Source organism: Mesorhizobium sp. P2_H9 (genome assembly GCF_056403215.1).
The window spans coordinates 196,694-219,949 of the sequence record NZ_JBFUFX010000002.1 but is presented as its reverse complement, the minus strand read 5'-3'; the positions used below and the strand labels follow the sequence as shown (position 1 = coordinate 219,949).

General features: G+C 63.9%; 25 protein-coding genes. 22 read left to right on the top strand and 3 right to left on the bottom strand.

The window, feature by feature from the left end; all coding sequences use genetic code 11:
• Positions 1-33: 33 nt before the first annotated feature.
• The 3 genes from fliN to motA are packed head-to-tail and all read right to left on the bottom strand — an operon-like array spanning position 34 to position 2,319.
• Complete coding sequence (gene fliN, locus AC1DXN_RS04120) at positions 34-420, bottom strand: flagellar motor switch protein FliN (RefSeq protein ID WP_477273035.1); 387 nt, start codon at positions 418-420, stop codon at positions 34-36.
• Positions 421-454: 34 nt separating this feature from the next.
• Positions 455-1,390, bottom strand: coding sequence for a FliM/FliN family flagellar motor switch protein (locus AC1DXN_RS04115; RefSeq protein WP_477273037.1), 936 nt, complete (start codon positions 1,388-1,390; stop codon positions 455-457).
• A 53-nt stretch (positions 1,391-1,443) separates the two neighbouring features.
• A complete protein-coding gene (gene motA / locus AC1DXN_RS04110; protein WP_112559342.1) occupies positions 1,444-2,319 on the bottom strand; it encodes a flagellar motor stator protein MotA in 876 nt (291 codons plus the stop codon).
• A 143-nt stretch (positions 2,320-2,462) separates the two neighbouring features.
• Between motA and AC1DXN_RS04105 the strand changes: the two genes are divergently transcribed.
• From AC1DXN_RS04105 to AC1DXN_RS04000, 22 genes are all read left to right on the top strand, one after another.
• Positions 2,463-4,274: a DUF1217 domain-containing protein gene (locus tag AC1DXN_RS04105; protein ID WP_477273039.1), complete on the top strand. Its 1,812-nt coding sequence runs from the start codon at positions 2,463-2,465 to the stop codon at positions 4,272-4,274.
• Positions 4,275-4,281: 7 nt separating this feature from the next.
• Positions 4,282-5,004, top strand: coding sequence for a flagellar basal-body rod protein FlgF (gene flgF / locus AC1DXN_RS04100; RefSeq protein ID WP_477273041.1), 723 nt, complete (start codon positions 4,282-4,284; stop codon positions 5,002-5,004).
• Between the two features lie 4 nt (positions 5,005-5,008).
• Positions 5,009-6,427 carry a flagellar protein export ATPase FliI gene (gene fliI / locus AC1DXN_RS04095; protein ID WP_477273043.1) on the top strand — a complete coding sequence of 473 codons (1,419 nt, stop codon included), beginning with the start codon at positions 5,009-5,011 and terminating at the stop codon, positions 6,425-6,427.
• Positions 6,414-7,574, top strand: a complete 1,161-nt coding sequence (locus AC1DXN_RS04090; protein WP_477273045.1) for a hypothetical protein — start codon at positions 6,414-6,416, stop codon at positions 7,572-7,574. The genes fliI and AC1DXN_RS04090 overlap by 14 nt, the downstream gene beginning before the upstream one ends.
• An 89-nt stretch (positions 7,575-7,663) precedes the next feature.
• Positions 7,664-8,044, top strand: coding sequence for a flagellar basal body rod protein FlgB (gene flgB, locus AC1DXN_RS04085; protein WP_477273047.1), 381 nt, complete (start codon positions 7,664-7,666; stop codon positions 8,042-8,044).
• 2 nt (positions 8,045-8,046) lie between these two features.
• A complete protein-coding gene (gene flgC / locus AC1DXN_RS04080) occupies positions 8,047-8,463 on the top strand; it encodes a flagellar basal body rod protein FlgC (protein WP_477245814.1) in 417 nt (138 codons plus the stop codon).
• The gene (fliE, locus tag AC1DXN_RS04075; protein ID WP_477273049.1) at positions 8,463-8,798 is read left to right on the top strand and encodes a flagellar hook-basal body complex protein FliE; all 336 of its coding nucleotides are present in this window, start codon (positions 8,463-8,465) and stop codon (positions 8,796-8,798) included. The genes flgC and fliE overlap by 1 nt, the downstream gene beginning before the upstream one ends.
• A gap of 11 nt (positions 8,799-8,809) precedes the next feature.
• A complete protein-coding gene (flgG, locus tag AC1DXN_RS04070) occupies positions 8,810-9,598 on the top strand; it encodes a flagellar basal-body rod protein FlgG (RefSeq protein ID WP_477273051.1) in 789 nt (262 codons plus the stop codon).
• A gap of 6 nt (positions 9,599-9,604) precedes the next feature.
• The gene (flgA, locus tag AC1DXN_RS04065) at positions 9,605-10,141 is read left to right on the top strand and encodes a flagellar basal body P-ring formation chaperone FlgA (RefSeq protein WP_477273053.1); all 537 of its coding nucleotides are present in this window, start codon (positions 9,605-9,607) and stop codon (positions 10,139-10,141) included.
• Positions 10,138-11,379, top strand: coding sequence for a flagellar basal body P-ring protein FlgI (locus tag AC1DXN_RS04060; RefSeq protein WP_477273055.1), 1,242 nt, complete (start codon positions 10,138-10,140; stop codon positions 11,377-11,379). Before flgA ends, AC1DXN_RS04060 begins: the two co-directional genes overlap by 4 nt.
• A gap of 4 nt (positions 11,380-11,383) precedes the next feature.
• On the top strand, positions 11,384-11,962 hold the full coding sequence (locus AC1DXN_RS04055; protein WP_477273057.1) for a MotE family protein: 579 nt from the start codon (positions 11,384-11,386) through the stop codon (positions 11,960-11,962).
• Entirely contained in the window at positions 11,959-12,663 is a 705-nt protein-coding gene (flgH, locus tag AC1DXN_RS04050; protein WP_477245826.1) for a flagellar basal body L-ring protein FlgH, read from the top strand. The genes AC1DXN_RS04055 and flgH overlap by 4 nt, the downstream gene beginning before the upstream one ends.
• 18 nt (positions 12,664-12,681) lie before the next feature.
• Entirely contained in the window at positions 12,682-13,179 is a 498-nt protein-coding gene (locus tag AC1DXN_RS04045) for a flagellar basal body-associated FliL family protein (protein ID WP_477273059.1), read from the top strand.
• Entirely contained in the window at positions 13,176-13,907 is a 732-nt protein-coding gene (gene fliP, locus AC1DXN_RS04040; RefSeq protein WP_477245829.1) for a flagellar type III secretion system pore protein FliP, read from the top strand. The genes AC1DXN_RS04045 and fliP overlap by 4 nt, the downstream gene beginning before the upstream one ends.
• A gap of 213 nt (positions 13,908-14,120) precedes the next feature.
• Positions 14,121-15,005 (top strand): flagellin N-terminal helical domain-containing protein, encoded by an 885-nt coding sequence (locus AC1DXN_RS04035; RefSeq protein WP_477273061.1) that lies wholly within the window; start codon positions 14,121-14,123, stop codon positions 15,003-15,005.
• Positions 15,006-15,259: 254 nt separating this feature from the next.
• Positions 15,260-16,144 carry a flagellin N-terminal helical domain-containing protein gene (locus AC1DXN_RS04030; RefSeq protein ID WP_477245833.1) on the top strand — a complete coding sequence of 295 codons (885 nt, stop codon included), beginning with the start codon at positions 15,260-15,262 and terminating at the stop codon, positions 16,142-16,144.
• Positions 16,145-16,277: 133 nt separating this feature from the next.
• Positions 16,278-17,930: a flagellar basal-body MS-ring/collar protein FliF gene (gene fliF / locus AC1DXN_RS04025; RefSeq protein ID WP_477421467.1), complete on the top strand. Its 1,653-nt coding sequence runs from the start codon at positions 16,278-16,280 to the stop codon at positions 17,928-17,930.
• Positions 17,931-17,933: 3 nt separating this feature from the next.
• The gene (locus tag AC1DXN_RS04020; protein WP_477273065.1) at positions 17,934-18,560 is read left to right on the top strand and encodes a hypothetical protein; all 627 of its coding nucleotides are present in this window, start codon (positions 17,934-17,936) and stop codon (positions 18,558-18,560) included.
• A complete protein-coding gene (locus AC1DXN_RS04015) occupies positions 18,557-19,930 on the top strand; it encodes a MotB family protein (RefSeq protein WP_477273067.1) in 1,374 nt (457 codons plus the stop codon). The genes AC1DXN_RS04020 and AC1DXN_RS04015 overlap by 4 nt, the downstream gene beginning before the upstream one ends.
• A complete protein-coding gene (locus tag AC1DXN_RS04010; RefSeq protein ID WP_477273069.1) occupies positions 19,927-21,306 on the top strand; it encodes a chemotaxis protein MotC in 1,380 nt (459 codons plus the stop codon). The genes AC1DXN_RS04015 and AC1DXN_RS04010 overlap by 4 nt, the downstream gene beginning before the upstream one ends.
• Positions 21,303-22,706, top strand: a complete 1,404-nt coding sequence (gene fliK / locus AC1DXN_RS04005) for a flagellar hook-length control protein FliK (protein ID WP_477273071.1) — start codon at positions 21,303-21,305, stop codon at positions 22,704-22,706. The genes AC1DXN_RS04010 and fliK overlap by 4 nt, the downstream gene beginning before the upstream one ends.
• Positions 22,636-23,226 carry a transglycosylase SLT domain-containing protein gene (locus AC1DXN_RS04000; protein ID WP_477245844.1) on the top strand — a complete coding sequence of 197 codons (591 nt, stop codon included), beginning with the start codon at positions 22,636-22,638 and terminating at the stop codon, positions 23,224-23,226. Before fliK ends, AC1DXN_RS04000 begins: the two co-directional genes overlap by 71 nt.
• Positions 23,227-23,256 lie beyond the last annotated feature (30 nt).

Genomic DNA, 23,256 nt, shown 5'->3' with positions numbered 1-23,256 from the left:
CCCACCGCCGGTGACCCCACGCGTCGCTCATATCTAAGCGCCCTTTGCCGCTGCGATGATTTCGGTCAGCCTGATGCCGAAGCGCGATGGATCGCTTTCCAGCACGGTGATTTCGCCGCGCGCTATCTTGCGGCCATTGACCACCACGTCGACCGGTTCGCCAATGCGGCGGTTCAGCGCCACCGTCGAGCCCTTCTGCAGCGCCATCAATTCCGACACCGGCATCTCTGTGCTGCCAAGGATGATCTGCACATCGACAGGTATCGTCATGATGACATTCGAATTGGTGCCGGAAGCTGCCCGGAAGGCGGCGTCGGGCCGCTTTTCCTCTTCCTGGAGAACGCCGCGCAACTCTTCGATGGCCCGGTCGAGCTGTTCGTCCGGTTGATCGGGTTCGGCTTCCACCTTGGTCTTGGCCATGCGTCGTCTCCAAAAAGCTCAAGCTCGCCCGGCGTCAGCCTGGCATAAGCCCATCGATGAAGTCCTGTCCGGCGTCGTATGGGTGCCGGATGCGGACGGTGTAGTTTTGTCCCAGCTTGCCGAATTCGCACACGAACAACGTCTTGTCGCGCGCGCTCAGCCGCGCTTGCGACTGCGCGGTCTCCTCGAATTCGATGACCTGGCCGGCCTCGAAATCGGCGATGTCGCCAAGTGTCAGCCGGGCCAGCGGCATGGACGCTTCGAGCGTCACCGTCGAGCGCATGACCTCTTCCGAAAAGCGGGCGCGCCAGTCGGAATTCACGCTGTCGGCCTCATTGCCGTTGGCCGCAATGCCGCGGGTCGCCAGCAGAATGCGCTGCGGGATCATCACCGTGACCGTTCCGGTATCGGTCGGCGTCGAGATACCGAAGACGATGCGAACCGCGGCACCGTCGCGCAGCACGCGGCGCTTGGCCTCCATGCCGGACATCGCCCGCGGCACCGGCAGCCGCAATTCCAGCGACCGGCGGCCCGATCCGTTGAGCGCCTGCGCAACCTCCTGGAACACCATCGTCGCCACATCCGTCTCGATCTGCGACAGATCGCGCTCGATGGGTGATACGGCCAGATCCGGATCGCCTCCGAACAGCGCGCAGACCATGACCGCGATCGCCGGTGAATCGATGACCAGCGTCATCGCATCGGAGGATGTCGGCGAGGCAATGATGGTCAGGGCAAACGTCTCGCCGGCATGCGCGCGCGCATCGGGGACGCGGCTGACTTCGACCGCCCGCAGGTCGACGGTGACCGGAGCGCCAAGCTCGTTGGCCAGGCTTTTTTGCAGCAACGGCAGCGCGCGTTCGCCCATCGACCGGCCGGTTCCGATGACGTGGGCGGCCTCGCCGCTGTCGCCGACCAGACGCTCGATGATCAGGGAACGGGTTTGCGACGGGCTGCCCGGGCTGGTCATGACGGCGCGCGGCCCCGTCTTTTGTCACCCATGTGTCTGTTGTCGCGCATGGCTCAGGCCGCTTTCTTCTCGGCGGACGCGGTGTTCATCGTGCTCTGCTCAACGGCGTCGATCGTCGGCCGTTCATAGGAAGAGATGGTCTTGCGGCCGAACTCGATCGCCACCTGCGGCAGCGCGCCGTTCATGTAGGCCAGCAGCGTCTGCTTGACGATGATGTAGAGCCGGTTCTTCTTCTCGCGCACAGTCTTGATCTTGGTGGCGACCGGCCCGACCACCGCATAGGACAGGAAGATGCCGAGGAAGGTGCCGACAAGGGCGGCGCCAATCAGGCCGCCGAGGATTTCCGGCGACTGGTCGAGCGCGCCCATCGCCTTGACCACGCCGAGCACGGCGGCGACGATGCCAAGCGCCGGCAGGCCGTCGCCCACCGCCACCAGCGCATGATAGGCCTTCATCTTGTCGGATTTGATGGTCTGGATTTCCTCGTCCATCAGCGCCTCGATCTCATGCGAGCGCGCGTTGCCGATGATGATGATGCGGCAGTAGTCGCAGATGAAATGCGTCAGATCGTGGTTTTTGAGCACGGTCGGGAAAGCCTGGAAGATCGCTGATTCCTCCGGATTGTCGATATGCGCCTCGACCTCGCTGCGCGACTTGGAGCGCAATTCGCGCATCAGGCTGTGCAGCACGCCGAGCGTTTCGAGGTAGTCCCGCTCCTTCGGCACCGCCTGCTTGAAGGCTTCCAGAATGCCTTTGCCGGTATCCTTGACGGTCTTCATCGGATTGGCGACGAGGAAGGTGCCAAGTGCCGCACCGCAGATGACCACCGCTTCCCATGGCTGCATCAGCACGTGAAGATGGCCGCCCATGGCCATGAAGCCGCCGAGAACGCAACCGAGCGTCACCACAAGTCCGATCAGAATGCCCACGAACGGTCCTTCCGCATTTCAACGAGATCAACGGATAGTCCTCGTGCCTTGTGTGAGGCTTGAATCGCGCATGACGAACCGATTCAGCCTCGCGCAAGCAAGTCGGCATACTCTGCTTCTAAAGCTGCGACCGGAGGCACGTCGTGTTGAGCACTTTTACCAGCTACCAGCTCATCGCCAGGGACATCCCCAAGGCGATCGACGGCGTCGAAGCGCAGCCGATCACCAAGCGCGACACCGACTACTATCTGGCCAACATCGGCAGCGTGAAAACGATCGACGATTTCGTCAAGAACACCCGCCTGTTCACCTATGCCATGAAGGCCTTCGGCCTCGGCGACATGGCTTACGCCAAGGCCTTCATGGTCAAGGCCCTGAAGGAAGGCGTGTCCGACTCCGACAGCTTCGCCAACAAATTGTCCGACAAGCGCTACGCCGAGTTCGTGAAGGCGTTCAACTTCGCGGCCCTTGGGGAGAATGCCACGAACTACAATCCGGCGCAGCAAGGTGTGACCAACAATTATAGTGTTCAGGTCTCGGCCGGCGTCTCGCAGAGCGGCTTCAGCTACTACAAGGGCGAGACCTCCTACTATCTGAGCAATATCTCCAACGTAAAATCGATCGACGACCTGATGGGCAATGACCGCCTGCTCACCTATGCGATGGCCGCATTCGGGCTCGACGCCGACAGCGAACCGGCTGCGACCGTGCGTGCGATGCTGGAAGGTGGCGTCACCGATCCGAACAGCCCCGCAAACACGTCGACCAACAAGGGCTATGCTGCCTTCGTCGCTGCCTTCGACTTCGCCCAATATGGCGACCAGGCAACGGCGCGCGACGCCGTCCAGCTGGCGGTTCCAAAAGCTGTCATAGGCGGAACCGGATTGGTGCTGGTCAAGCCAACCGCGCAATACATCAAGGGCGAGGCTGACTATTACGCGGCAAACATCTCCAAGGTGAAGTCGATCGACGATCTCCTGAAGGACAAGCGCCTGCTTACCTTCGCCATGGCTTCATATGGTCTGGATGCGTCGACCGAAACGGCCAAGCAAATCCGCACCATGGTCAACGGCGGCGTCACCGATCCGTTCAGCCCTGCAAACCTGTTGTCCGACAAGAGCTACGCCAACTTCGTCGCCGCCTTCGATTTCGCCCAATATGGCGACCAGACGACCACGCGCGACGCAGTGCTGAAGATCACGCCGAAGCTTTATACGACCGAGTCCAGTCTAGGCCTCATCAAGCCGAATGCGGACGCTGTCCAGGCCGAGACCAGCTACTACCTCGCCAACATCACCAAGGTGAAGTCCATCGACGATCTGATGGCCGACAGCCGTCTGTACAATTATGCGCTGTCCGCCAGCGGGCTCGATCCGGCAACCACCAACACGGATCTCGTCCGCGACGTTCTGGAGGGCGGCGTTAGCGATCCTGACAGCGTCGCCAACAAGCTCAGCAACAAGGCTTACGCCAGGCTCGCCACCTCGCTGAATTTCGAGGCCTACGGCGAAGCGGCAACGACCCGCAGCCCGTCACAACAGCCGGTCGTCGACAAATACATGCGCCAGACGCTAGAAGAAGATGCCGGCAAGACCAATGAGGGCGTGCGGCTGGCGCTCTATTTCGAGCGCAAGGCGTCGACCATCACCAGCTGGTACGACGTTCTGGCCGACACGGCACTGTCCAGCGTGGTGCGCACCGCGCTCGGCCTGCCCGATTCCTTCGCCTCCGCCGACATCGACAAGCAGGCGCAGGCCTTCGAGCAGAAGCTCGACCTCACCGATTTCACCGACCCGGCCAAGCTCGAGAAATTCCTGACCCGCTTCACCAGCCTGTGGGAAATCAGTCATCCAACCTCGACGGCATCGACATCGGTCGGCGTGCTGTTTGCCCAACCGACCTCTGCCGGCATCTCGACCGATCTGATGATGGCCATGCAGAAAATGAAATTCTGAGAGCACCATGCAGGACAGCCTCTACGTCGCCCTTTCATCGCAGATCGCGCTCGAGCGCCGCCTCGACACCATCGCCGACAATGTCGCCAACGCCTCGACCATCGGCTTTCGCGCCACCGGCGTGAAGTTCGAGGATGTCGTCTCCGGCACCGGGCCGAAGTCGGTGTCCTTCGCATCGACAGGCAACACCTATCTTTCCAGCGCGCATGGCGCGATGACCGAGACCGGCAACCCGTTCGACTTCGCCATCCAGGGCGACGCATGGTTCGCCATCGACACGCCCGCCGGCACCGTGATGACCCGCGACGGGCGTTTTTCGATGAACGAGAACGGCGAACTGATGTCGATCGAGGGCCACCCGGTGCTTGATTCCGGCGGCGCGCCGATCCAGCTCGATCCGCGCGATGGTCCGCCAAAGGCGGGCGCCGACGGCTCGCTGCGGCAAGGCGACAAGCTTGTCGGCGCCATCGGCCTCTATGATTTCGACCCGGGGCAGAATTTCGTCCGCTACGGCAATTCGGGCATCGTTCCCGCCCACGCGCCCGAGCCGGTCACCGACCGCTCCGATATCGGCGTTGCGCAAGGCTTCCTCGAGGAATCCAACGTCAATCCGGTGCTGGAAATGACGCGCCTGATCATGGTTCAGCGCGCCTTCGAGAACACGGCGGCGCTGATGCGCCAGACCGATGCATCCACTGACGACGCCATCAAGACGCTCGGCTCCAAGTAGCGGCATGTCGACCGGCCCATCGATACGCGCGCTCGAAAAGCTTCCCGAAGCGGTGCCGGAAGACCGGCTTGCCGCGCTTGAGCGAATCTGGCGCCGTTTCGACGACACCGAGACATTGCTGCGGCGCGGCGGCCGCGTCGCCGAGGTTTCTTCCACGCACTACAAGGTACGTGGCCTTTCCGAAGTCGCCAGGCTGGGCGATCTCGTCGAGCAGCGCGGCCATGCCGGCACGCGCCGCGGCGAGATCGTCAAGATCGGCCGCGACGAGGTCGTCATCGCACCCTTCGAACGCAGTGCCGATGCCGGCATCGGCGACGCCGTGTTTCGCCGCGGTCCGCTGACAGTGACGCCGCATGCGTCATGGCGGGGGCGTGCCATCGACGCGCTCACCCGCGTCATCGACGGCGGTCCGGCCCTGATCCGGCATGACAGCGCTGCAAGCGGCGATGGCACGACACCAGGCGCCATGTCGCGGCAGCGGGTCGGCACCTCGTTCATGACCGGCGTCAGGGTCATCGACATCTTCACCCCGCTTTGCTTTGGCCAGCGCCTCGGCGTCTTTGCCGGCTCGGGCGTCGGCAAGTCGACGTTGCTCGCCATGCTGGCCGGCGCCGATGCCTTCGACACCGTTGTCGTGGCGCTGATCGGCGAGCGTGGCCGCGAGGTGCGCGAGTTCCTCGAGGATACGATCGGCGCCGAAAGCATGGCCAAGACCGTCGCTGTCGTTGCCACCAGCGACGAAAGCGCCATGATGCGGCGGCGCGCGCCTGACACCGCCATGCGCGTCGCCGAGCATTTTCGCGACCAGGGCCACCGCGTGCTTCTGGTGCTGGATTCGATCACCCGTTTTGCCCATGCGCTGCGCGAAGTGGCGACGGGAACCGGCGAGCCGCCGGTTGCGCGCGGCTATCCCGCCTCCGTCTTCACCGACCTGCCCAAACTGCTGGAACGCGCCGGACCGGGCGTCGAAGGCCCAGGGGTCAAGGGCCAGGGTTCGATCACAGCCATCATTTCGGTGCTGGTCGACGGCGACGACCACAACGACCCGGTTGCCGATTCGGTGCGCGGCATCCTCGATGGCCATGTCGTGCTCGACCGAGCCATCGCCGAGCAAGGCCGCTATCCGCCGGTCAATCCGCTATCGTCGATCTCCCGCCTTGCCGACAAGGCATGGAGTGCCGAGCAGCGTATGCTGGTGACCAGGCTGAAGTCGATGATCTCCCGCTTCGAGGACACGCGCGACATCCGCCTGCTTGGCGCCTATCAGGGCGGCGCCGACGCCGAACTCGACATCGCGGTGCGCCAGGTGCCGCTGATCTACGAAGCGTTGACGCAATCGCCCAGGGATCGCGCCTCGACCGATCCATTCTCCGACCTCGCCCGTCATCTGAAAGGCAAGCAAAGTGTCGATGCAGGAGACTGAGCTTCAGTACACCGAGCGCCTTTTGCGCGAGATGATTGCCGAGGCCGCGGCTGCGGAAGAAGCGCGGGCGAACGAAGCGAAATTTGCCAAGGCAAAGGCTGATCGCGCCAAGGCGGCCAAGACCGAGGCGGTTCTGGCCAGGGCAGCCAAGCCATTCTTACCGAGAGTGGTCAAGCCTGCATTGCCCGAGCCTGCTTTGCCCGGGTCCGCCTTGCCCAGCCTGCCCGAGCCTGCCCTGCCGGGCATAGCCAACCTTGCCTTGCCGGGCCGGGCCGGGCCATCCATGCCCGGCGTAGTCAAGCTTGCCTTGCTCAGCGCGCCCAAGGCTGCTTTGCGCAGTGTGACCAAACTCGCATCGCGCAGCGTAGCCAGGCTAGCCAAGCCCGCCTCGCGCAGCGTGGCCAAGCCTGCCTTGACAGGAGAGGCCAAGCTGGCCTCTCGCGGAATGGTCGAACCTGCCTTGCTCGACGTCGCCAAGCCTCCGTTGCCCAGTGCAGCCAGGCCCTCCCCTCCCAGCCCGCCCAGGCCTTCATCGCCGAGGGCTCCTCATGCCGAGCTTGTCGACGCGATCGCCGCCAGTCGTGACTCCCTTCTCGACGGGCTCTTTCCAGCCACCGAATGGCCGCAGCCGCCAAAGACGCAGTTTCCCAGGCTGAAAAAGAAGGATGATCGGCGCAGCGATTTCGTCTTCGCCGCGCTTGGCATCACGCTCGGCCTGATTTGCGCACTGTTCCCCTGGTATATCTTCTTCAATCAGGACCAGTTCGGCGTCCAGGCCATCAAGTTCGGCGGCAGCGGCACCAATGCCGGACGCACCGCCGGCGGCTCGCAAATGGAAAATGCCGGCGCGCCGCTGACGGCCAAGGATGTTCCTCCTGATGTCGATCTGTTGGCCACCGGCACGCTGCAGGACACCACTGTGAATCCTCCCGGTGTCGACGAACAACCCTTCCCGGCCGACGTCGGGAAATTCCGCATGGTCCATGTCGCCAACGGCCGCGCCATGATCGAGGACGACGCTGGCCTGTGGATCGTCCAGCGCGGCTCAAAACTGCCGGATTCCAGCATCGTTTCGTCGATCGAGCAACGCGGCGGCAAATGGGTTCTGGTCACCAGCACCGACCAGGTGATCGAACTCTCCAAGTAGCAGTCCCTTCACGCTGCGCGGTGCCCGGCTCCGCGCAAGGCCCGCGCAAGACTGGCGGCCTAGTCTCTGGAACCTGCCCGGAGATTCCCATGGAGCCCGTCAACCTTTTCGATCTCGCTGCCAAGCAGTCGCAGTGGCTGGCCGTGCGCCAGTCCGCCATTGCCAGCAACATCGCCAACGTCAACACGCCGGGCTACACCGCCGGCGATGTCGAACCCTTCGACAAGGTCCTCGACCGCACGGCCGTGTCGCTCAACGCCACCCAGGCCGGCCATCTCGGCAGCGCGGCGACCAATGCCGGCTTCACCGTCAAGCCTGAGGAAACCACCGGTTCGATCATGCCGTCGAAGAACACGGTGGTGCTGGAAAACGAGTTGATGAAGGCTGGCGAAGTCCGCCGCTCGTTCGAGCTCAACACCGCGATCGTCAAGGCATTCCATTCGATGATGATGATGGCTGTGAAGAGCTGACCATGGACGCATTGACCGCAGCCCTCAAAGTCGCAGCATCCGGTCTCGGCGCCCAGTCGGAGCGCTTGCGTGTGGTTTCAGAAAACCTCGCCAATGCCCAGTCGACCGGCGACACGCCCGGCGCCGATCCTTATCGCCGCAAGACCATCAGCTTCGTCTCGCAACTCGACCGGTCTTCCGGCGGCTCGCTGGTCGAGGTCAGTTCGATCGATCGCGATCCGGCGGCCTTCCCTGTCGAGTTCCAGCCCGGCAACGAAGCCGCCGACGACAAGGGCTACGTCAAGATGCCCAACGTCAATGTGCTGATCGAGATGGCCGACATGAGCGAGGCCAACCGCTCCTACGAGGCCAATTTGCAGGTCATCAAGCAGGCACGCGATCTGATTTCCATGACCATCGACCTGATGAGGAACCAGTAATGATCGGCGGCATTGGCGGCATCGGTGCACTTCAACTCAAACCTGAAATCGGCGGCACGGATGCGGCAACGAACCTGTTTCAGGGCGGTGCCGCCCCGCTGACCGGCACCGACATCGGCACCACCTTTGCCGAAGCGCTCAGCCACGCCGCGTCGAAGACGGTCGGCACCTTGCAGAATGCCGAGCAGGTATCGCTGCAGGCGCTCAAGGGCGACGCCGACACCCGTCAGGTCGTCGATGCCGTCATGAGCGCCCAGCAAGCGTTGCAGACCGCCGTCGCCATCCGCGACAAGGTCGTTTCCGCGTATCTCGAAGTCAGCCGCATGGGCATCTGAGGAACCTCGCTATGAAAGCACTCGCCATCGCCGCCACCGGCATGAATGCCCAGCAGACCAATCTGGAAGTCATCGCCAACAACATCGCCAACATCAACACCACCGGCTACAAGCGCGCCCGCGCCGAATTTTCCGACCTGCTCTATCAGGTCGACCGCACGCAAGGCGTGCCCAACCGCTCCAATTCATCGCTGGTGCCGGAAGGCGTCTCGATCGGCCTCGGCGTCAAGACCACGGCGGTGCGCAACGTGCACACCCAGGGCGAACTGACCAGCACCGGCAACAGCTTCGACATGGCGCTCACCGGCCGGGGTTGGTTCCAGATCGAGGGCGCCGACGGCGGCACCCTCTACAGCCGCGCTGGCGCCTTCAACACCAATGCCACCGGCCAGCTGGTGACCGTCGACGGTGCCAATGTCATTCCGGCCATCACCGTGCCGACCGATGCGATCGAGGTCATCGTCAACAAGACCGGCCAGGTGTTCGCCCGCATCGATGGCCAGACGGACCTCCAGCTGCTCGGCCAGCTGCAGCTCGCCAACTTCGCCAATGAAGCCGGTCTCGCGCCGCTCGGCGACAATCTCTTCCAGGAAACGGCGGCTTCAGGCCCGGCCAATGTCGGCGTGCCCGGCGACCCCGGTTTCGCCACCGTCCAGCAAGGCTATCTCGAGGCGTCCAACGTCGATCCGGTCAAGGAAATCACCGAGCTGATCTCGGCGCAGCGCGCCTATGAGATGAACTCCAAGGTCATCCAGGCCGCCGACGACATGGCCTCGGTCGTTTCCAAGAACATCAGGTAACAGACGATGTTCAAGCCGGTCTCCCGCCCTGCATTCCGCCGCGCCGCGCTGCTCATCGCGCTGGTGGCCGGCGGCATGCCGGCTGTTGCCCAGGAGACCACAGACCAGACCGCAAACCAGTCGGCCAACCAGATCGCCAGCAACCAGGCCGCCGGCGATGTCGTGCTGATCCCCAACCGGGTCATCTATCCCGGCGAGACCATCGAACCGGGTGCCCTCAAGCAGGTGACGCTCATCCCAGGCAAGCACAGGCCGGATGCCGTCGCCACCAGCGCCGACGAACTCGACGGCAAGGTCGCCAAGCGCACGCTGCTGCCCGGCCGCTACATCCCGGTCACCGCCATCCGCGAAGCCTGGCTGGTCGAACAGGGTGCGGCCGTGCAGGTCTATTTCATCGCCGGCGGCCTCACCATTTCGGCCACCGCCGTGACGCTGCAGCCAGGTGCTGCCGGCGATCTCGTCAAGGTCCGCAACATCGACAGCGGCAAGATCTTCTCCGGCACGGTGATGACCGACGGCTCGATCAGGGTCAGCGCTTCATGAGGCGCGGACTTGTCCTTGCGCTTGCAGCGATGCTTGGCCTGCAGCCGGCGCTGGCCGACGGGCTGACGCCCAAGCAAAAGCGCGAGCTCGCGGCCAAGAATGGCGGCGCCTTCAACGACCCGGAATACGACCCGGCAACCACCACCCGCATGTTCAAGGTGTCGAACGGGCCAAGCACGCTGCCGCCCGGCCAGGTCGCATCGCGCATCAAGGACATCGCGCAGCTGCAGAGTTCCCGCGACAACCAGCTTGTCGGCTACGGTTTGGTCATAGGTCTCGCCGGATCGGGCGACAGCCTGCGCAATTCGCCCTTCACCGAACAGTCGATCCGCGCCATGCTCGAAAATCTCGGCATCGCCACCGAAGGCGGCAGTGCGCGAGCCAAGAACGTCGCCGCCGTCATCGTCACCGCCAACATGCCGCCCTACGTCCAGTCGGGAGCCCGCATCGACATCGATGTCTCCTCGATGGGCGATGCCACATCGCTTGCCGGCGGCACGCTGGTGATGACACCGCTGAAGGCGGCCGACGGCGAGATCTATGCCGTAGGACAGGGATCGGTCATCGTTTCCGGTTTCACCGCCCAGGGCCAGGCCGAGCAGCTGACGCAAGGCGTGCCGACCGCCGGACGGGTGCCGAACGGCGCCATCGTCGAACGTGCCGTCCAGGCCGAGTTCGAAGATCAGGCTTCACTGACCCTGCAGCTGCGCAATCCCGATTTCTCGACCGCCGTTCGCATCGCCGACGCAGTCAACGACTACACCTCCCAGCGCTTCGGCATGCGCGTGGCGGCAGAGCGCGATGCCCGCACGGTACAGATCAGAAGGCCGAAGAATGTTTCGGCCGCCCGCTTCTTTGCCGAGATCGAGAACCTGGTCGTAGAATCCGACACGCCGGCCCGCGTCGTCATCGACGAGCGCACCGGCACCATCGTCATCGGCAACGAGGTCAAGATCTCGCGGGTCGCAATCAGCCACGGTACGCTCACCGTGCGCATCACCGAACAGCCGAAAGTCGTGCAGCCGGAACCTTTCTCCAAGGGCGTGACCGCGGTCGAGCCTTTCACCACCATCGAGGCCACCCAGCCCGACGCTCGCGTCGCCGTGCTGGACGGACCCGACCTTCAAACGCTTGTGTCCGGCCTCAACCGTCTCGGCGTCAAACCGGACGGCATCATTGCCATCCTGCAAGGCATCAAGTCGGCCGGCGCCCTGCAGGCCGATCTGGTTCTCCAATAGGCCCATGCCGATGATCGATCTTCTTCGCCGAAACCACCATCGCAACGCCAGGGCAGTCCTGGCGGCCTGCGCCTTCGCACTTCTCGCCGGCGGCCCCGCCCGCACCGAGGAAGCGGTTCGACAGGTGTTGCCGGGCGCGCCACCGCCGGCAGCTCCGCAGCAGCTGGCGCGGGAGAAGGCGCCGGATCAAAGCGAGATCGAGCGCTTCTGCTCCAACATTGCCGACGCCGCCCGCGACCGCCGCTACATGCTGCAGGCGGAGGAACTGAAGCAGCTGCAGGCCGGCATTGACCAGCGCATGAAGGCATTGGACGACAAGCGGGCCGAATACGAGCAATGGCTGAAGCGGCGCGAAGTCTTTCTGGCGCGCGCCGAGGACGGTGTCGTCAAGATCTATGCCGGCATGAAGCCCGATGCGGCTGCCGAGCGCCTGGCGATGGTCAATATCGACCTCGCCGCCGCCATCCTGATGAAGCTCGATTCGCGCAAGGCCAGCATCATTCTCAACGAAATGGACCAGAAGGCGGCGGCAGCGCTCACCGGCATCATGGCCAGCGCCGCCCGAAGGGTAGATCCGTCATGATCCGCAGAACGCTCATCCTGCTCGGCGTCGCCGCACTGTCCGGCTGCGGCTCCGACCTCAGGGAGGTCGGCAGGGAGCCGGCGCTGTCGCCGGTCGGCTCCGGCATCACCGGCAGCACCAACGCTCCCTACAGCTATCCTGAGGCGCCGCCGGCGCCGGTGAAGAAATTTTCGCTGTGGGACGATCGCCAGAGCCGGCTCTTCACCGATCCGCGCGCACTGCGCGATGGCGACATCCTGACCGTCAGGATCAAGCTCAACGACAAGGCCAACTTCAAGAACCAGAACGACAGGAGCCGTACCGCCGGGCGCAAGCTCGGTTATGACGTCAACGTCGGTTGGGAAGGTGCCAGCACGAGCGGCAAGGGCGACGCCGGCTTGAGTTCGAGCACCGAAACCAACGCGGACGGCGAGATCAAGCGCTCGGAAAACCTCGAGCTCAATGTCGCCGCCGTCGTCACCGAGGTGTTGCCCAATGGCAATCTGCTGATCAAGGGATCGCAGGAGGTGCGCGTCAACGCCGAACTCCGGGTGCTCACCATTGCCGGCATGGTGCGGCCGTCCGATATCGGCGCCGAGAACACCATCTCCTATGAACGCATCGCCGAAGCGCGCATTTCCTATGGTGGCCGCGGCCGCGTCAGCGAGATCCAGCAGCCGGCATACGGCCAGCAGATCCTCGATCAAGTCCTGCCCTTCTAGGATCGGGAGAAACGCACCGTGGCCAGCGTCGAGCAAATCGAGCCCAAAAAGGGACCTTCCCTCGTCATCCAGCTTGCCATGCTGCTGGTGGTCACGGCCGCAGCCGTCGGCATGGGCTGGATGTCCGGTGGCTATCTGAAAGGCGTCGGCGGACCGATACCCGTGCCGGCGGCGCCGGAGAACCAGGCCAACGCCGAGCAGCCCGCCGCCGCGCATGAGCAGCCGGGCGCAGGACCGACGCTTGTGGCGCTGGCGCCGATCACCACCAATTTGGCGGCGCCCGCCGACGTCTGGATAAGGCTGGAGGCCTCGGTGCTGTATGACGCACCGCAACCGACGACGGTTTCCGACGACATCCATCAGGATCTGCTGGCCCTGGTCCGCACCTTGAAGATGCACCAGATCGAGGGCGCCAGCGGCTACCAGCATTTGAAAGCCGACCTCGAGGAGCGCGCCGCGATCCGCAGCGGCGGCCATGCCAAACAGGTCCTCATCAAGACATTGCTGCTCGAATGAAGAAATTCCTCATCGCCTCGGCGATCGTCATTGCCGCCACATCTGTCGCCGCCGCCCAACAACTGGACCTCGGTGGCATCGGCAAGACCGACGGCACGACCGTCGGCTACATCATCCAGATGTTCGGCCTGCTTACCGTGCTGTCGGTGGCGCCGGGTCTGCTGATCATGGTGACCAGTTTCACCCGCTTCGTCATCGCCTTCTCGATCCTGCGCGCCGGCATCGGCCTGCAATCGACACCGGCCAATCTGATCCTCATTTCGCTGTCGCTGTTCATGACTTTCTATGTCATGGCGCCGACCTTCGACCAGGCCTGGAACACCGGCGTCAAGCCGCTGATGGACAACCAGATCAGCCAGACCGAAGCGTTCGGGAAGATCTCGGATCCGTTTCGCACCTTCATGCTGCACAATGTGCGCGACAAGGATTTCGATCTTTTCGCCGACCTCGCCCGCGAGCGCGGCCAGGTGGTTGCCAAGGAGACCGTCGACCTGCGCATCCTGGTCCCGGCCTTCATGATCTCGGAAATCCGGCGCGGCTTCGAGATCGGCTTCCTGATCGTGCTGCCGTTCCTGGTCATCGACCTGATCGTCGCCACCATCACCATGGCCATGGGCATGATGATGCTGCCGCCGACCGTCGTCTCTTTGCCTTTCAAGATCCTGTTCTTCGTCCTGATCGACGGCTGGAATCTTTTGGTCGGCAGCCTGGTGCGATCTTTCAACTGATCGTTTTCCGGCCGGCGCCGCATTCGCTCAAGTTTTACGCAATATATTTTCGATTAACCGTCCCGTTTAGCCGTTTGGTAGGGACTTGCCCGCATATTCGCCTGCAGATGGCGGGTGATCGGGTCTCACGATCATTGGCATGATGCCGCTCCGTCATACCGGACATACCGGTATGTCAAAAAAACACCTGTAAAAAACAAGGTACGAGTAGCCATGTCCAGTATCATGACCAATGCCTCGGCGCTGACGGCGCTGCAGAGCCTGAACAACACCAACAAAGCCCTCGAACAGACCCAGTCGCGCATTTCGACCGGCTACCGCGTCGCCACCGCCAGCGACAACGCCGCCTATTGGTCGATCGCGACCTCGATGAAGTCCGACAACAAGGCGCTTTCGTCGGTCCAGGACTCGCTCGGCCTCGGCGCCGGCAAGGTCGACACCGCCTACACCGCCATCAATGACATCAAGGACCAGGTCGATCTGATCAAGACCAAGCTCGTCACCGCTCGTGGCGCCAGCCAGGAAGATCAGCAGAAGATCTCGACCGAAATCAAGGCCATCCAGGCACAGATCAAGTCGTCTGTCACCAACGCCAACTTCGCCGGTTCGAACCTGCTGCAGAACAACGCCGCAGCCGCGTCCGACCTGAAGATCGTTGCGTCCTACAACCGCACCGGCGCGACCGTCACCATCGACACGATCGATGTCACGGCTGCCGATACGCAGGTTCTCGACGTCGCCGGCACGGGCGGCATCGTCGGCGGCCTGCTCGCCGCGGCGTTCTTCGACCCGAGCAGCGCCCAGGTCTCGGCCGCTGCCATCGACACGGCACTGGGCAGCGTTGAAACCGCGCTTGGCAAACTGTCGACGGGCGCTGCCTCGCTCGGCGCCGCCAAGTCGCGTATCGACACTCAGAAGAGCTTTCTCTCCAATCTGAGCGACTCGATCGACAAGGGCGTCGGCGCGCTGGTCGATGCCGACATGAACAAGGAATCGACCCGTCTGCAGGCCCTTCAGGTCCAGCAGCAGCTCGGCGTCCAGGCGCTGTCGATCGCCAACGGCAACTCGCAGTCGATCCTGTCGCTGTTCCGCGGCTAATCGCTTCCGCTTCACGACGAAGCAAGGCAATAGATCGGGCCGCGCCATCAGCGCGGCCCGTTTTCTTTTGTGCACAACCCATCGCCCTGAAACTTGCCGCTTCTTGCCGGCCTGCATCACTTTTAAGAAGGCATTAACCATATCGCGCTACTCATGGTTAACCATTCACTACAGACCGGTCGGCATGACGCCCTCCTGTCGAACAGGGTTGACCAGGCATGTGCGAGCAAGCCTGTTTTTAAAAGGGGTGTATCTTGGCAAGCATCATGACGAACGCCGCGGCGTTGACTGCACTTCAGAGCCTTAACGCCACCAACAAGTCGCTCGAAACGACGCAGGCGCGCATTTCGACCGGCTACCGCGTCGCCACCGCCAGCGACAACGCCGCCTACTGGTCGATCGCTACGACCATGCGCTCCGACAACAAGGCGCTTTCGGCCGTCCAGGACGCGCTTGGCCTCGGCGCCGGCAAAGTTGACACCGCCTACACCGCCATCACCGACATCAAGGACCAGGTCGACTCGATCAAGGCCAAGCTGGTCACCGCCCGCAGCGCCAGCCAGGACGACCAGCAGAAGATCGCGACCGAAATCAAGGCCATCCAGGCACAGATCAAGTCGTCGGTCACCAACGCCAGCTATGCCGGCTCGAACCTGCTGCAGAACGACGGCTTGGCCGCGTCCGACCTGAAGATCGTTGCGTCCTACAACCGCACCGGCACGACCGTCGCCATCGACACGATCGATGTCAAGGCTGCCGATACGCAGATCCTCGACCTGCCTGGCACCGGTGGCATCGTCGGCGGCCTGCTCGCCACGGGGTTCTTCGATCCGAGCGCCGCCCAGGTCACTCCTGCCGCCATCGACACGGCACTGAACAGCGTTGAAACCGCGCTTGCCAAGCTGTCTACCGGCGCTGCCTATCTCGGCGCCGCCAAGTCGCGCATCGACACCCAGAAGAGCTTCCTCTCCAATCTGAGCGACTCGATCGACAAGGGCGTCGGCGCGCTGGTCGATGCCGACATGAACAAGGAATCGACCCGGCTCCAGGCGCTTCAGGTCCAGCAACAGCTCGGTATCCAGTCGCTCTCGATCGCCAACGGCAACTCGCAGTCCATACTGGCGCTGTTCAAGAGCTAAGGTCCCGGCTGATCTCTCAATTTCGTCGAAAGGCCGCGCCCCGAGCGCGGCCTTTTCGTTTGCGCCTATCATCTTCGCACAAGCTTCGCGGTCTACTGTTCCTGCGGACAGTCATGCTGGGAGCGATTGAATCGTGCCGGAACAGATCCAGAGGATCATCTCCAATCTCCAGGGGTTTGGCGTCAAGCGCCTCGCCATGCTGGCTGGCATCGCCGCGCTGGTGATGACCGTCATCGGCGTTGCTTCGGTCTATCTCAACCGCCCGGCCTACGACACGCTCTATGTCGGGCTCGAACGCTCCGATGTGAACCAGATCGGTCTCGTTCTCGGCGAGGCGGGCATCGGCTTCGACGTCGGTCCTGATGGAACCACCGTGCTGGTGCCGGCCGGCACCACCGCCCAGGCACGCATGCTGCTCGCCGAGAAGGGCCTGCCGACCAGCGCCAATGCCGGCTACGAGCTGTTCGACAATGTCGGCTCGCTCGGCCTGACATCCTTCATGCAGCAGATTACCCGGGTACGGGCGCTGGAAGGCGAGATCGCCCGCACCATCCAGTCGATATCGGGCATCAAGGCCGCGCGCGTCCACATCGTCATGTCCGAGCGCGCCAATTTCCGCCGCGACGAACAGCAACCTTCGGCCTCGGTCGTCATCCGCTATTCCGGCATCGACGCCGAAAAGAGCGCCATGTCGATCCGCCATCTCGTTGCCGCCGCTGTCCCCGGCCTGTCGGCCGACAAAGTCACCGTGCTCGATTCCAATGGCAACCTGCTGGCCGCCGGCGATGATCCTTCCAACACCAGCGCCGCCCGTACGCTCGGCGTCGAGCAGACCGTCGAAGCGCAGATCGGCGACAACATCCGCCGCGCCTTGACGCCCTATCTCGGCCCCGACAATTTCCGCGCCAGCGTCAAGGCCGACGTCAACACCGACACCCGCCAGACCGAAGAGACCATCTTCGATCCGGAGTCGCGCGTGGAACGCTCGGTGCAGTCGGTGCGCGCCAACGAGAACAACAGCCAGAAGCAGGCGTCGACGCCGGCCAGCGTCGAGCAGAACCTGCCCGAGACCCAGGCGACCAGCACCGACGGGCCGCAATCATCCTCCGAGAACGACCGCAAGGAGGAGATCACCAATTACGAGATCAACTCCAAGAAGATCGCCACCGTCTCCAACGGCTATTCCGTCACCAAGATGTCGATCGCCGTCGTCGTCAACCAGCAGCGCCTGATGACCATCCTCGGCAAGGACGCCACGCCGGAGCAGATCGCCAAGCGCGTCGCCGACATCCAGAAGATGGTGCAGTCGGCAACCGGCTTCGATGACAAGCGCGGCGATATCATCGATGTCTCGGCGGTCGAGTTCATCGACGGGCTGGATGGCGAGCCGATCGAGCAACCCGGCATGCTCGCATCGATCGGAACCTATGCCGGCACGCTGATCAACGCCGGTGCATTCATCGTCGTCGTGTTCCTGGTCGCCTTCTTCGGCCTCAAGCCGATGGCCGCCGCGCTGACGGCGAAGGCCACCCCTGCTCTGACCGGCCCGAGCTTCGACGATGTCCAGCGCTCGCTGCCGACGCCCGAAGCCAGCGCCGCTTCCGAAGCGTCTTCCGCTCCCGTCGCCGCCCTGCCCGGCACTCGATCTTCCTCGACCCCGCTTGACGATTTGCGCCAGAAGATCAGGCCGGCACCGCAGGATCGTCTTGCCCGCATGGTCGACATCAATGAGGAGCGCACCGCGCAGATTCTGCGCAAATGGGCGGCCCAGGAAGTCGCGGGGTAGACCATGCCCACAGCAGCGCTCTTTGACCTTCTGCCGGATTTCGGCACGCGCACCCCGCACAACGGTCAGCCTCAGGCGATGACCGAACCGCAGCGCAAGCCGGATGCACCCGCACCGCAGGCCGATATCGGCGCACTGATCGCCGAAGCGGTTGCCGACGCCGAGGCAGCACTTGAGGCGCGCCTTGCCATTGCCCATGAAGCAGCGCTCGAGGCCGAGCGCCAGGCCAACGCCGACGAGGCAAGGATCTTTCTCGAGAGCTTCGGCGGCGATCTCGGCAACGCGGTCGCCACGCGCGTCGATGCCATGGAGGCCGAGGTAACCCGCCTCGTCAGCGCCACCGTTGCCCGTGTCATCGGCGGCCTCGTCAGCGACGATTTGCAGAAGCGCTCGCTGGAAGCCCTTGCCCGCACGATCGGCGAAGCCGTCGCTGACAACGAGGCCGTGCGCATAGGTGTTCGCGGTCCGCTATCCCTGTTCGAAACCTTGAAGACCGCGCTCGGCCCGCGCGCCGCCAATCTCGACTTCATCGAGATGCCCGGCTTCGACCTTACCGTCGCCATCGACGAGGCCGTCTTCGAAACGCGCATCGCCGAGTGGTCGGCCGCCCTGTCGGAGGCCTTGTCATGAGCGCTGTCGACGCCGCGGAAGTCAGGCACGAGATCATCATCGTCAAGCGCAATCATCACGATCACGACGAAGGTCACCATGGCGGTGTCTGGAAAATCGCCTTCGCCGATTTCATGACCGCCATGATGTGCTTCTTCCTCGTCATGTGGCTGATCAACGCCGCCAACGAGCAGACCAAGGCAGCCGTCGCCAGCTACTTCAATCCGGTCAAGCTGATCGACCGCAATGCCAGCCGCAAGGGCCTGGAAGACCTCGGCGACGGCCCGAGCAAGGTCGCGCCGGCGGCCGAGGACCAGCACGACAAGACGACCAGCAAGTCCGGGCAGGATAGCGCCGGCACCGCCGGTTCCGCGGACAAGCAGCAGCCGAAGCAATCGGCACCGAAAACAGACCTGTCCGACCAACATCTCTTTGCCGATCCCTATGCGGTGCTTTCTGAAATCGCCACCGACACCGGCGTCATGCAGAACGTCAGCGAAAAAGGCGATGGCGGCGTGCAGAATGCCGGCCCGGCGACTGGCGCGTCCGGTGGCGAATCCTATCGCGATCCCTTCGCCCCGGATTTCTGGTCGCAGCAGGTTGCAGCGCCCGCCGCCGAGGCCAGTGCCGAACGCGCAAAGATCGAAGGCGACCCGGTCAAGCCCGGCGACAAGGTCGCGCAAACACAGGTGCCCAAGGTGAAGGCCGTCCCGCCAGCGCCGCCTGTGACCGAGGCGCCATCCGAGCCGCCAGCCACATCCGCGCCGGACAAGGCGGCTCCGAAGACGGCGGCGACGAAAAAGGCCGAAGCCGCGAAGCTCGAAATCGCCAAAGCCGAAGCCGTTGAGGCCGAAACTGCCAAGGTCGAGGCCGCAAAGGCGGAAGCAGCGGCCAAGCCCGATGCCACGGAAAAGGCGCCGAGTGCGGCCGCCGTCAAGGCCGCGGCGCAGGTCAGGCAGCAACTGGCCGATGCCTTCAAACCCGGCGACAAACTGCATGATGGCGTCTCGGTCGAGGCCACCGACAAGGGCGTCGTCATCTCGATCACCGATCAGCTCGATTTCGGCATGTTCGAGATCGGCTCGGCCTTGCCGAGCCGCGAACTGGTGCTGGCGATGGAAAAGATCGGCCGCATCGTCAACAGCCAGAAAGGCACGATCAGCATCAACGGCCATACCGACGCACGGCCGTTTCGCAGCGACACCTATGACAATTGGCGGCTGTCCACGGCGCGTGCCCATTCGGCCTACTACATGCTTGTCCGCGGCGGCGTCGACGAGCGTCGCATCACCGAGGTCGCGGGCTTCGCCGACCGTCAGCCAAAGGACCCCGCCAACCCGATGGCCGCCGCCAACCGCCGCATCGAAATCCTGATGTCGGCCGGCGGATGAGACCCGGCGCCATCATCGGCCGCGCCATCGGCCTGTTCCTGATGACCGCCGCACACGCCCCGGCGGCCTTCGCCCAGGATGCGCTGCAGCCCTATCAACTTGTGCGCTCGCTGCAGCTTGTCCAGGACCGCATCGCTTCCGGCGACCATGCTGCACTGCCGATGCAGGCCAAGCTGCTCGAAATGGCCGACGCACGGCTTCGTGCGGCAGATGCGGACGATTTCAAGGATCCGAAGAATTTTCGCGCCTTGCTGGTCTATGGCATGAGCGGCGGCAACCCCGTCACTGTCGAGGCGGCTGCGTCGCGTGCTCAGACCGACCCGCAGAGCCTTGCCATCGCCAAGGGCATCATCAGCTACCTCAACGGCCGGCCGGCTGAGGCGATCGAAGCGCTGAAACCGATCGACCCGATGACCTTGCCAAGCGACATCGGGGCGTTCCTGGCTCTGGTCAAGGGCTCGCTGCTCGCCACCGAGGAACCGGCTGAGGCGCTCAAGCTGCTCGACGATGCCCGCCTGCTCGGCCCCGGCACGCTGGTGGAGGAGGCGGCATTGCGCCGCTCGGTCGGCATTGCCGCCGCCAAGGGGGATGCCGCGCGCTTCGCGCTCGCCTCCACCCAGTACGTTGAAGATTATCTCTATTCGCCCTATGCCAGCCAGTTCGCGGACTCTTTCGTCTCCGGCGTCATTGCCCTGCACATGGCCATCAGCGTCGACAAGCTCGCCGACATCACCTCGATGATGGATCCCGAGCGCGAGAAGGTGATTTATCTGCGCATCGCCCGCCGTGCCGCGATCGACGGGCTAAACGACCTTTCCGCCTTTGCCTCGGCCAAGGCCGAGCAGGGCCGCGACGGCATCCACAGCACCGACGATCCGCGCGCCGCGCTCTATGCCGGCCTTTCCACGGTAACGTCCGGCACCATCGACGACGTGCGCGCCGCGCTGGGCAAGATCGACCGCAGCAAGCTTTCGGAGGGCGACCGCGCCTTGCTCGATGCCGCGCAGGCGGTCGCCAGCAAAGTGATTGCGCCGCCGGCGGCCCTCCCCGTCGAACAGCCTGCGCCAGCCGCCATCGAGCAGAAGCCGGCGACCGCGGCCGCTGTCGCTGCAAAGCCCGATGAAACCGGCCTGCCGCCGGTCGAAGGTGCGATGCCCGAGCAACCGGCCGTCGCGTCATCCGACAAACCCGCTGGGCCGGTGCCGGACGCGCCAGCTGTTGCCGCTGCTTCCGGCGATGCGGCTTCCGTCCTGCCCGTGTCGGCGCCCGCCCCTGCTGCCGGCCTTGACCCAGCCGACCCCACCGACGCCGCCATGATCAAGGCGCGGCGTCAGCTCGACATGATCGACCAGATGCTTGGAGCCGCCCCGAAATGACCACCAGTGTTGGCCAGGCCCTTGCGGGATTCGCAGCTGCGCGCGCGCCGTCGGCGAAGTCCGCGACGGACGAAAAGAGCGACGACACAAGCTTCGGCAAAATGGTGCGCGGCGACGAAAAACCAACCGCGCCGGAAACCCCGCCGGCATCCGAAGCCAGCGTCCACGGCCCGCGATGGGCCAAGCGCACCCTGGCTGGTCTTGGCAAGGCAGAGTCTGCCCAAATCGAGCCGGGCAAGACTGCTTCGCCGAAACTGCCCGCCGGAAAGACGGCAAAGGACGACCCGGATACCAGTGCGGACAAGGTCTCGACCGATACCGAAGAGAGCGGGCAAAGCGCAAGCGCAGCACCACTGCAAGATCACTTGCCGTTGCTGATCGCACTCCACGACATGCGCCATTTCTCGACATCGGCCAAGACGGATGCAAGCAGCACCACGGCAGACGAACAGGCACCTGATCCGGCGCTCGACGGCCAGCCTCGTTCTGCAGAGCAGCTGCCCGTGTCGACGAAAAAATTCCGCGCGGCATCCGGCGGCGATACCGACGCCTTTGCAGCCCTGTCGCGTTCCGGCGGCGCCCTGGTTGCGGCAAACCTTTCCGGACAAAAGGAGAGCCAACAAGCGGACTGGATCGCGCCTGCTTCCGACGAACCTTCGCACCAGGATGATTTGGCGGCTCATCTGCTGAAAGATCAGCCGGCGGTCGATATTTCTGCGCCGGAAGCCAGGCGCTCGGCGCCGGTGGTGAAGGGCCTTGAGGCGGTCCAATCCGCCATGCGCTCCGATGCCGGGAAACAAGCCGCGCCCGGCGGACGCATTGAAATCGTTGCCGAGCAGAGCTTCCCGGCGCCACCCCAAAACCCGATGAGCCAGACGGCGTCAGCTCTGGTTGATGCAATCGCTTCGGATGGCTTGCGGCAGGCCCTTTCGACACCTTCGACCACCTCTCAAATGGCCAGTTCTGTTGCCGTTCCGACACATATATTGAAGATCGAGTTGCATCCGGCTGAGCTCGGCGTCGTCACGGCCAGCATGCGGCTTGCCGGGGAGCAGCTGTCGATCGAACTGAAGCCCGAAACGCATGAAGCCTACCGCCGTCTGACCACCGACAGCGAGGCCATCGTCAAGTCGCTGCGCGGTCTCGGTTTCGACGTCGACAAGGTCACCATCCTGCAACCCTCGATAGCAGTTCCCGCCGCGACCCGTACCGATGCAAGCAGTTCCTTGCCGATATCGTCAGGCCGCGATCAGCCCTCCTTTCAACCCGGCAACTCAAGCGGCAACAATGCCGGCTCCGGCGGCCAGCAACCGGGAAGGAACCCTCGGAATGACGCACACGAATTTGGCCGTGCGGCTTCGCCTGCTCGCGAGCGTGCTGGCGACGATATGTTTATCTAGCCTCGCCGCCGGCGTCGCGAACGCCGCCGCCAACCCATGTGAACCGGAAATCCTGCGCGCCGCCGATCGCTATGGCGTGCCCGCCGGCATCCTCTATGCCGTCGGCCTGACCGAGACCGGCAACAAGGGCAGCTTGCAACCCAACGCCTTGAATATAGAAGGAAAAGCAGTCTTTCCCCGAAGCCGCAGCGAGGCGCTGGCGACGTTCGAAAATGCCCGACGCGAGGGCAAGACACTGATCGATCTCGGCTGCATGCAGATCAACCACCACTATCATGCCTCGCATTTCCGCAGCGTCGACGACATGCTCGACCCCCGCCAGAATGTCGACTATGCGGCGCGGTTCCTGGCCGCTCTGCATGCCCGTCACGTGACCTGGTCGATGGCCGTCGCCCGCTACCATGCAGGTCCCGACAACGATCCCGCACAGAAGATCTACGTCTGCCGTGTCATCGCCAACATGGTCGCCACCGGCTTCGGCAAATGGACCGCGAACGCTCGGAATTTCTGCAACCCATAGCTGTCTTCAATGGTCGCAGCTGTAGGCCTT